The organism is Pedobacter sp., from assembly GCF_035566355.1.
GTDB lineage: Bacteria > Bacteroidota > Bacteroidia > Sphingobacteriales > Sphingobacteriaceae > Pedobacter.
Map to the genome: position 1 here is coordinate 1 of NZ_DATMRL010000006.1, position 9,138 is coordinate 9,138.

Genomic DNA, 9,138 nt, shown 5'->3' on the forward strand with positions numbered 1-9,138 from the left:
TTTGGCGCGCATTACAATACGGCCACGTCCGGTTTCAAAAGCCTCTTTAACACCAGTATATCCATAAATAATACCACCTGTAGGGAAATCCGGAGCTTTTATAAACTTCATCAATTCTTCTACAGTGATTTCTTTATTGTCTATATAATTTACAATACCATCAATGACCTCAGTTAAATTGTGCGGTGCCATATTGGTGGCCATACCTACAGCAATACCAGATGAACCATTGACCAGCAGATTTGGAATCTTAGCTGGTAAAACGGTTGGCTCCTGTAAAGTATCATCAAAGTTCAACTGGAAATCTACGGTATCTTTATTGATATCGGCCAGCATTTCTTCTGCGATCTTGGAGAAACGAGCCTCTGTATAACGCATCGCTGCCGGTGAATCTCCATCTATGTGTCCAAAGTTTCCCTGTCCGTCTACCATTGGGTAACGTAAGCTCCAGTCCTGGGCCATACGAACCATCGTAAAATATACCGATGAATCACCGTGCGGGTGATACTTACCCAGTACTTCACCCACGATACGTGCAGATTTCTTATGCGGTTTAGTGCTTGTTACCCCCAGATCGAGCATTCCGTATAAAACACGGCGATGTACTGGTTTTAATCCATCTCGTACATCAGGTAAAGCTCTTGATACAATAACAGACATCGAATAATCGATATAAGCAGACTTCATCTGCTCGTCTATATTAATTTTAATAATCTTGTCGTCTTCCTGATTTTCTAAATCTTCTGCCATAAAGTAATGTTCGTTAAAAACGATTTAAATAAGGTATTGTTATAACCTTGCGAATTTAATAAAATATTGCCGTTTAAACGTATTGTGGAAAAATATTAAACCCAGTTAATGCCTTTTTTGAGTTTACTTAAAGTATCAGCTTCAGGCGTATTTTCTTCTGGCTGAAAGTTATAGATCCATTTAGCTAAAGGAGGCAAACTCATGAGTATAGATTCTATTCTTCCGTTAGTTTCCAGGCCGAATTTGGTGCCGGAATCATAAACAAGGTTAAATTCGGCATATCTGCTCCTTCTTATATATTGCCACTCCTGCTCCTGTTCCGTATATTCCTTATCCCGGTTACGGTCAATGAGCTCCGTGTAGACCGGAGCAAACGTGTTTCCTACCTCTGCAGAGAAATTTAACAGCTCATCAAAAGACAGCCCCGTATTCTCAGGTTTTAACCGATCGTAGAAAATCCCTCCAACCCCTCTGGTCTCTTCCCTGTGTTTAATGAAGAAATAGTCGTCCGCTTGTTGTTTAAACTTGTTATAAAAGGACGGATCAAAACGATCACATGTTTGTTTCAGCAGATGATGAAAAAACCTTGCGTCGGTATCTATAACATAATGTGGTGTCAGATCAATTCCTCCACCAAACCATCTGGTTTGTTCATCCATCTCAAAATAACGAATATTCATGTGGATAATGGGTACAAACGGGTTTTTAGGGTGCATCACAATAGACACCCCGGTTGCGAAAAATTCATCATTCTGAACATTGAAAGCCTTCTTTACTGCATCAGGCAATTTGCCATGGACAGCAGAGAAGTTAACGCCACCTTTCTCAATAACATTTCCATTCTGGAGGATTCTTGTGCGGCCACCGCCGCCACCTTCCCTGTTCCAGATCTCTTCCTCAAATTTGGATGCCCCATCCGCCTGTTCAAGTGCAAGACAAATTTCGTCCTGAATTTGCTTATATCTGGATACAATCTCTTCTTTAAAAATCATAGTCAAAGTTAACCTTAATGAAGCGCTAAACGGCTTTAAAATTGCAGATAGTACATTTTTTTGACACTATTCTTCTACAAAATTAAGATCTCTCCCAAAGGTTTCATCCAAATTATACAAAGCAATATAGGCAAGGCCAACTGTAATAACGGCGACACAGACTGCGGCATTGATGATGCCCAGGTTTCCCCGTAGCCACTGAAACAACATGCTGACCAAAATTAAAGAACCACGGACCATATTGGGTACGCTTGTGGTTACCGTGGCGCGCAGATTTGTGCCAAATTGTTCGGCAGAAATGGTTACAAAAACAACCCAGTAGCCTGTAAAAATGCCAAAGAAAACGCATAAAATATAGAAATTGGTGGCTGTCCATCCGGTGTTAAACAAGAAAAACATGATGGACAAAAAGGTTAATGTCAGGAATACGAAAACAATTTTTCTCCTGTTTTTAAAAATCTGGCTCAGGGCTCCAGCCAGAAAATCGCCCAAAGATATACCTATGTAAGTAAACATTACCCCTTTTCCGTTGTCCAGGACATCTTTTGCATGCAGCGCTTTTCCAAAATCAGGAGCTGCACCTACTAAGATTCCAACAACAAACCACAACGGCACTGCAATTAAAATGCAGTTCAAATATTTAAAAAAACGTTTCCTGGTAAAAAGCATCAGAAAATTGCCCTTGGATACCTCTTTTTTAGCCATATTTTCAAACAGACCAGATTCAAACACTCCAATTCGGAGCAAAAGTAAAATAATGCCGAGCCCGCCACCTACAAAAAATGCAGTTCTCCATTCAAAAAAATCGCCAACAAGATAGGCTGCAACCGCCCCCATTAGGCCGATACCCGCAACAAGCATCGTACCGTACCCTCTTTTCTCCTTGCTCATGCTCTCGCTAACCAGCGTGATTCCTGCGCCTAATTCACCAGCTAAGCCTACACCTGCAATAAATCTGAAGAAGGCATACATCGGTATAGAGGTTACAAAACCATTAGCAATATTGGCTATGGAATACATTAAAATGGAACCGAAGAGCACGGACAGTCTGCCCTTTTTATCGCCCAGGATACCCCAAAGAATTCCTCCGATGAGTAAACCAGCCATTTGCCAGTTCATCAGGTTAAAGCCAGTGTCTGTGAGTTTATCCGGGCTTACCCCCAGAGAAGTGAGACTTTTGTTTTTTATGATCAAAAACAAAAGCAAATCATAAATATCAACAAAATAGCCCAGTGAGGCTACAAGGATTAGAAAAAATAAGTTTTTATTCTGCTTCAAGGCATTCATTACGGTTTGATTTGGTTTTTTGAAAGTACAAACAAAATCAAATAATGCCACAAATTAAATATAAAAAAAAGCTCCCCGATCTTCTGGGAAGCTTTGAAGAGCAGAGCTACATCTTTTTTGTAGTATCAGGAGGCGTAGTCTTCATTGTGTCAATCACCTTTTTAGAGGTGTCTGTTGTCTTTATCGTGGAATCCGTGGTTGTAGTTGTACTGTCCCTGGTTTCCGTTGCATTTTTTGTTGAATTGCATGCTGAAGCGAGTATAATCATAGAGCCCGCAACTGCAAGACTTAAAACTGTCCTTTTCATAGTTTGTTTTTTTAATGTCAATGAAACAATCAAGATGCATTTACAGCATTTTGATTAAAACTAACTAATTAACAGCGTCTAAGAAAAAAAGTTTTAAAAACTAATGGTGCATTTTCAGCTTGTCTAAAAGCTCTGGAGAAACATTTTCAGCATAGGCACCGTAGGCATCTATTAAAACCCCCTTGAGGTTGCCCACCGGTGAAGATATGGCGTATATAACAGCACTGTCTGCCGGATCATTCATGCCCTCAAAACGATAAAATTCTTCGATTTCAAATTCCTCTGGCATGAGTCTTAAATCAATGGATTTACACTCGATGCAGTCTGGTTGTAATGTGAAATCATATTCATAACCTCTTTTGCCAAGGTCTTCTACTGCTGCTGTAACTGTTTCATAAATATACATACACTAATTTACTTAAAATTTACGCTAACATCATACATTTAATTTAAAAGTTCAATAATCTTTTCGATATTTAAGCGTCATGGTTGTATCAGAAAAAACCCTTAAATGGGCCTTGTGTTTTTACCCTCCCTTGTTCTTTCAGAGGATTTGGATCCGGAAATTTCACAAAGACTTTAGAGGTGTAGACGTCAAGATCAGTAAAAGCATTTTAAACCGCAATTATAATGGCTCCATTTATGGAGGAACTATATACGGGGCGACAGATCCTTTTTATGCACTGCTGTTTGATCAGCTGCTTCAGCGTCAAGGATTTAAGGTCAGGGTGTGGCTAAAGAGCGCATCTATACAATACCTTAAGCCTGGCCGCACCAATCTTTACTTCACTATTTTGATTACGGATGAAATGCTCAATGATGCCATTGAGTCGTTAAATACTACAGGAAAGTTTGTTAAAGCATACCCTATGGAACTTTTTGATAAAAAGGGAGAATTGTGCGCGACGGTAATGAATGAGGTTTATGTGAGGAACCTTCATCACGGAGAAAAACCGGTAGTTGCTTATTAATGGGATTACGGAACTTAAGTATGGTTTATGAACATCAGAAAGTTAATATTACAGGGAGAAGGAACAACACTGGACTTCAAAAAAACAATAACAAACGTAGAGAAGATTGCCAAAAGTCTTGTGGCTTTTGCAAATAATAAAGGCGGACAGTTGCTTATTGGTGTAGCCGACGATGGAACGATAAAAGGTGTAAAATCTGAGGATGAAGAGAAATACATGATCACTAAGTCTGCCCATCAATATTGCAGACCAGCTATAGAGCCCGAATTTGAAGAGATCTATGTGGAAGATAAACTGGTGTTATTGGTTAAAATTCATGCAAGCGATACCAAGCCACATTATGCCCTTGACGAGAACAAAAAATGGTGGGTGTATTTCAGGGTGAACGATAAAAGTATATTGGCCAGCAAGGTTATTGTGGATGTATTAAAAAAGGGAAGCAAAGAAACCGGACAACTGATCTCTTATACAGATCATGAAAAAAAGCTGTTTGAATTTTTGAAAGAGGAAAAAAGAATTACGCTTAGGGAATTCAGTAAAATTACGAGAAGTTCTAACCGTCATGCTCAGAAAATTTTAGTCAATATGATCCTTGCAGGCGTGCTTTTACCACATACTTCAGAGAAGGAAGAATACTTTACAATGGCAGATTCCAGTAAATAGCCCTATCTTTGCTGTTTATTTACCATTTCATTTTTTTATGCTCCAGACTTTATATTCCAGGTACAAGCCCTACTATTCTGATAATTTAAGACTTGCAATGCCTATTGTTGTTTCGCAATTGGGACATACTCTGGTCCATATGGCCGACAGTGTGATTGTGGGACATTTTGCAGGAACCATTCAGCTTGCAGCGGTATCCTTAGTCAACAGCCTTTTTATGCTTGTATTGGTGTTGGGGTTGGGAATTTCTTACGGATTGACGCCCCTTATTGCCAGGGAGAACGGAAGCAAGAATTACGATGAGTGTGGTAAGTTATTAGTTAACAGCCTTTTATTAAACGTAATTACGGCTGTACTTCTTTATTGCTTCGTCCATTTTGGAACGTTGATCATCATTGATCATATTGGGCAATCGCCTGAAGTTGTGGCCTATGCAAAGCCATACCTTGGATACCTCGCGGTTTCCATTATTCCACTGATGGTGTTTCAAACCTTTAAGCAATTTGCCGAAGGTCTTGGCTTTACAAAACAAGCTATGTTTGTATCTATCTGGGGAAATCTGATCAACATTGTTCTGGGAATTATCTTTGTAAAAGGTATGTTCGGAATAGCCCCCATGGGCGTAAAAGGTGTGGGTCTAAGTACCTTGATAGACCGGTGCCTGATGGCTGTGGTGATGTGTATTTATATTCTCCGGTCACAATATTTTAAAGCCTATATCAAAAGCTTTAAACTTAAATACCTGAACAGGCAGCTGGGTACAAAAATTGTGAAAATTGGAGCACCCGTTGCACTTCAATATTCTTTTGAAATCAGCGCATTCAGTGGAGCCGCCATCCTCATCGGAACAATTGGTGCTGTAGAACAGGCCGCTCACCAAGTCGCTATTAATCTTGCCTCAATAACCTATATGCTTGCCAGTGGAATTGCCTCTGCAGCAACAATTAAAACGGGCAATAATCTCGGAAAGAAGAATTTTGCCGATCTCAGGAAATCAGCTGTGGCGAGCTATCATGTGATTATTGGATTTATGAGTTTAACGGCGCTAATGTTTGTTTTCGCCAATCATATACTCCCTTATATCTATACCGAGGATCTGGCGGTGATTCATATTGCAGCACAATTGTTGATTATTGCTGGGTTTTTCCAGTTGTTTGACGGTACACAAGTTGTAGGTCTGGGCGTATTAAGAGGTATTGGAGATGTAAATGTACCTACACTGATCACCTTTATTGCCTATTGGATCATTGGAATTCCTTTAGGCTATCTTCTTGGAATTAAACTTGGTTTAGGCGTAAACGGCATCTGGTATGGATTAACATTTGGCTTGCTTACTGCGTCGGTCTTGTTATTTCTCCGTTTTCAGAAAAAGACAAAATACTTAGCTTCACATGCTTAAAAAGAATAACCCTCATCTGGAGATCTGTCCGGATGAGGGTTATTGACGTTATTTGTGTTCAATTTTATAAATCGTAGTTTGTTTGTAAGTTTCTCCCGGCAACAACACCGTAGTTGGAAACTGGGGAATATTAATCCCATTAGGGTGGTGTTGCGTTTCCACACAAAAAGCACTATATGGTCCATAATTCCGGCCCCCCTTGCCCTTTTGTACATTCATATATTTTGACGTATAAAAATGGGCAACTGGTTCGGTTGTAAATACAGACAGCTTTAAACCGCTTTTTTCTTCAGTGGTTTCAGAAGCCAGAGAAAGCTCTCCATAATTGCCATCAAGAACAAAGGATTGGTCATATCCCTCCTCGGCATCCCAGTCTGCACCTATCAATTTAGGACCCAGGAAATCATATTTTGAGCCTTCTACAGGAACAAGTACGCCAGTAACAACGTAGTTGTCGTCTTGCTGCAAATAATGGCTTGCAGGCATTCTGTGTGTGTGGTTTTCTATGCTTCCTCCGTCTGGAGATAAATTAAAATAACCATGGTGCGTCAGATTAATGGCGGTAGGCTGATCTGTTTCAGCTCTGTAATCCAGTATAAGTTCGTTCTCTTCTGTCAGTTTGAAGGTCAGTTGTACCGTTAAATTTCCTGGAAATCCTTCCTCACCATCTGCACTGATATACTGTAAAGTTAAACTTGGATCGGTTGTAGGCAGTATATCCCATACTTTCTTATCAAAACCATTTTTCCCCCCATGAAGACAATCATTTCCATTTGTTTGCGGAAGCTGGTAAGACTTTCCATCAATACTAAACCTGCCATCTTTTACACGGTTTGCATATCGTCCGATGACCGCACCTAAATAAGGATAGTCTGCCAGATAATCTTCACTGATGTAACCAGAGAAATCGTCAAAACCAAGCACGATGTCTTGCTTCTCTCCTTTCGCATTAACGGTAATGAAATGACTGATTATTGCACCGTAATTGTATATTTTAACGTAAGTTCCTTGTTTATTAATGAGTTCAACGGCAAAAATTTCTTTTCCATCAATTACATGTCCGGTCTTTATTAGGTTTGCTTTCATCTGCTTATTTTATTAGGCTTTATAATTAACAATACTATCAATACTTTACTAAAACAAAGAACTTAATTTTATTTTTTTTTATAATGATAACAGGGTTTATCAATCATGTTCTTTAAATACTGATGGAAACGATTATCAGTAATATAATTATACTTTTGTAGCGATGAAACCGTTGTGTGCCGAACTGTTCAAGCTGATATGAATAATTTTTGGCGGAGTATGAATGTTTTATTGTCTTTAAGACGAACATTATCGTGCTCTTGAGAACTGGAAAAACAATTATTATATTGATGAAATATTTAAAATTTTAATGGAGAAACTAAAGTTAGACGATCTGAACAGGGTAAGTGTTGAAGAATTTAAAGAACAGGATAAATTGCCTGTGGCTGTAGTTCTGGATAATGTAAGAAGTATGCATAATGTAGGATCTGTCTTCAGGACTGGTGATGGTTTCGCAATAGATAAATTGGTGCTTTGTGGTATTACAGCTTGCCCTCCCCACAGGGAAATTGAAAAAACAGCCTTAGGGGCTACCTTATCTGTTGATTGGGTGCATTTCGAAAAAACCACAGAAGCAGTGATGAGTTTACGGAGTAATGGTTATACCATAATTGCTATAGAGCAAGCCAAAGACAGCACGATGCTCAATACATTTACACCAGACCCGGAGAAAAAGTATGCACTTATTTTTGGCAACGAAGTAGATGGGGTAAGTGATGAAGTCATGTCAATGATAGATGAGTGCATAGAAATCCCTCAATTTGGCACAAAACATTCTTTCAATATTGTAATATCAGCTGGAATAGTTCTTTGGGACTTTTTCGCTAAACTTAGATTATAAATCAAGCCTATGGATCATGCATTGTTAAAAAAATTACTGGTAAAACCGGGCTACAGGCTATTGCTATGTGACCCGCCAGAAGATGTACAATCAATAACAGGCGATGTCCCTGAGACAATAGAACTCTGTTACAAAGACGATCGCCCCTATGATGTGGCATTGGTCTTTGTCCGGTATGAAGAAGAATTGACAGCACAACTGCGAATCCTTTCAGCCACATTGAAATCCAATACCGTGCTTTGGATAGCTTATCCAAAAAAAAGTTCCGGAATTAAAACGGATCTGAACATGATGGGACCTTGGGATGGTGTTCAAGAATTTAATCTGAGTCCATGTGCTTCAGCATCCATCAATGAAGTCTGGACAGCAATAAGACTAAAACCCCAGGACCAGATCAAGCCATCCGGGCTAGCCAACTCAAGCATAAAAAATAATGCTTATGCAGCATTTATAGACGTAGAGCATAAACAGATCATTTTACCTGAGGATTTGAAACATGAACTGGAGAAACATAAGGAAGCTTATCATTTCTTTATGCAGCTGGCCTGGAGTCATAAAAAGGAATATGTGCTTTGGATCTTAACTGCAAAACAGGAAAAGACCAGAATATCAAGGATTCAAAAGATGATTGAACTGTTGATAGACAAAAAGAAAAATCCTTCGGATAAATAAAAAGAGAGAGACCGGTTGTATACTGGTCTCTCTCTTCATTTACTGACTATATCCTGATTATCCTCTGCCACCTCTTTGCTCCGGGTGATCTTTTCTTTCAGGTCTGTTGTTTTCTTTATTATTTGCAGGTCTGTTCCCCCTGTCACTATTCGGTCTTACTGCAGGCCTGT

Annotated in this window: 11 protein-coding genes; 5 read left to right on the forward strand and 6 right to left on the reverse strand. The window is 39.3% G+C overall.

Annotated elements, in window-relative coordinates; genetic code table 11:
* The 5 genes from VNZ46_RS00220 to VNZ46_RS00240 form a co-directional block, all read right to left on the reverse strand.
* A partial coding sequence (locus VNZ46_RS00220) for a DNA gyrase subunit A (protein WP_325558053.1) occupies positions 1-750 on the reverse strand: 750 nt, incomplete at its 3' end.
* A 95-nt stretch (positions 751-845) separates the two neighbouring features.
* On the reverse strand, positions 846-1,742 hold the full coding sequence (gene hemF, locus VNZ46_RS00225; protein ID WP_325558054.1) for an oxygen-dependent coproporphyrinogen oxidase: 897 nt from the start codon (positions 1,740-1,742) through the stop codon (positions 846-848).
* A 66-nt stretch (positions 1,743-1,808) separates the two neighbouring features.
* The gene (locus tag VNZ46_RS00230; protein WP_325558055.1) at positions 1,809-3,029 is read right to left on the reverse strand and encodes an MFS transporter; all 1,221 of its coding nucleotides are present in this window, start codon (positions 3,027-3,029) and stop codon (positions 1,809-1,811) included.
* 106 nt (positions 3,030-3,135) lie between these two features.
* Positions 3,136-3,336: a coproporphyrinogen III oxidase gene (locus tag VNZ46_RS00235; RefSeq protein WP_325558056.1), complete on the reverse strand. Its 201-nt coding sequence runs from the start codon at positions 3,334-3,336 to the stop codon at positions 3,136-3,138.
* 100 nt (positions 3,337-3,436) lie between these two features.
* Positions 3,437-3,742 (reverse strand): phosphoribosylpyrophosphate synthetase, encoded by a 306-nt coding sequence (locus VNZ46_RS00240; protein WP_325558058.1) that lies wholly within the window; start codon positions 3,740-3,742, stop codon positions 3,437-3,439.
* 79 nt (positions 3,743-3,821) lie between these two features.
* On the opposite strand from VNZ46_RS00240, the gene VNZ46_RS00245 reads away from it, so the two are divergent.
* The 3 genes from VNZ46_RS00245 to VNZ46_RS00255 are packed head-to-tail and all read left to right on the forward strand — an operon-like array spanning position 3,822 to position 6,369.
* Positions 3,822-4,307: a DUF4442 domain-containing protein gene (locus VNZ46_RS00245; RefSeq protein WP_325558059.1), complete on the forward strand. Its 486-nt coding sequence runs from the start codon at positions 3,822-3,824 to the stop codon at positions 4,305-4,307.
* A 27-nt stretch (positions 4,308-4,334) separates the two neighbouring features.
* Positions 4,335-4,970, forward strand: coding sequence for an ATP-binding protein (locus VNZ46_RS00250; protein ID WP_325558060.1), 636 nt, complete (start codon positions 4,335-4,337; stop codon positions 4,968-4,970).
* A 37-nt stretch (positions 4,971-5,007) separates the two neighbouring features.
* The gene (locus tag VNZ46_RS00255; RefSeq protein WP_325558062.1) at positions 5,008-6,369 is read left to right on the forward strand and encodes an MATE family efflux transporter; all 1,362 of its coding nucleotides are present in this window, start codon (positions 5,008-5,010) and stop codon (positions 6,367-6,369) included.
* A gap of 48 nt (positions 6,370-6,417) precedes the next feature.
* Here VNZ46_RS00255 and VNZ46_RS00260 read toward each other — a convergent pair whose 3' ends face one another.
* Complete coding sequence (locus VNZ46_RS00260) at positions 6,418-7,455, reverse strand: aldose epimerase family protein (protein ID WP_325558063.1); 1,038 nt, start codon at positions 7,453-7,455, stop codon at positions 6,418-6,420.
* 310 nt (positions 7,456-7,765) lie between these two features.
* Here VNZ46_RS00260 and VNZ46_RS00265 point away from each other — a divergent pair, with 310 nt between their 5' ends.
* Both VNZ46_RS00265 and VNZ46_RS00270 read left to right on the forward strand, forming a co-directional pair.
* Entirely contained in the window at positions 7,766-8,296 is a 531-nt protein-coding gene (locus tag VNZ46_RS00265) for an RNA methyltransferase (protein ID WP_325558064.1), read from the forward strand.
* Between the two features lie 9 nt (positions 8,297-8,305).
* Positions 8,306-8,968, forward strand: a complete 663-nt coding sequence (locus VNZ46_RS00270; RefSeq protein ID WP_325558065.1) for a YdeI/OmpD-associated family protein — start codon at positions 8,306-8,308, stop codon at positions 8,966-8,968.
* Positions 8,969-9,138 lie beyond the last annotated feature (170 nt).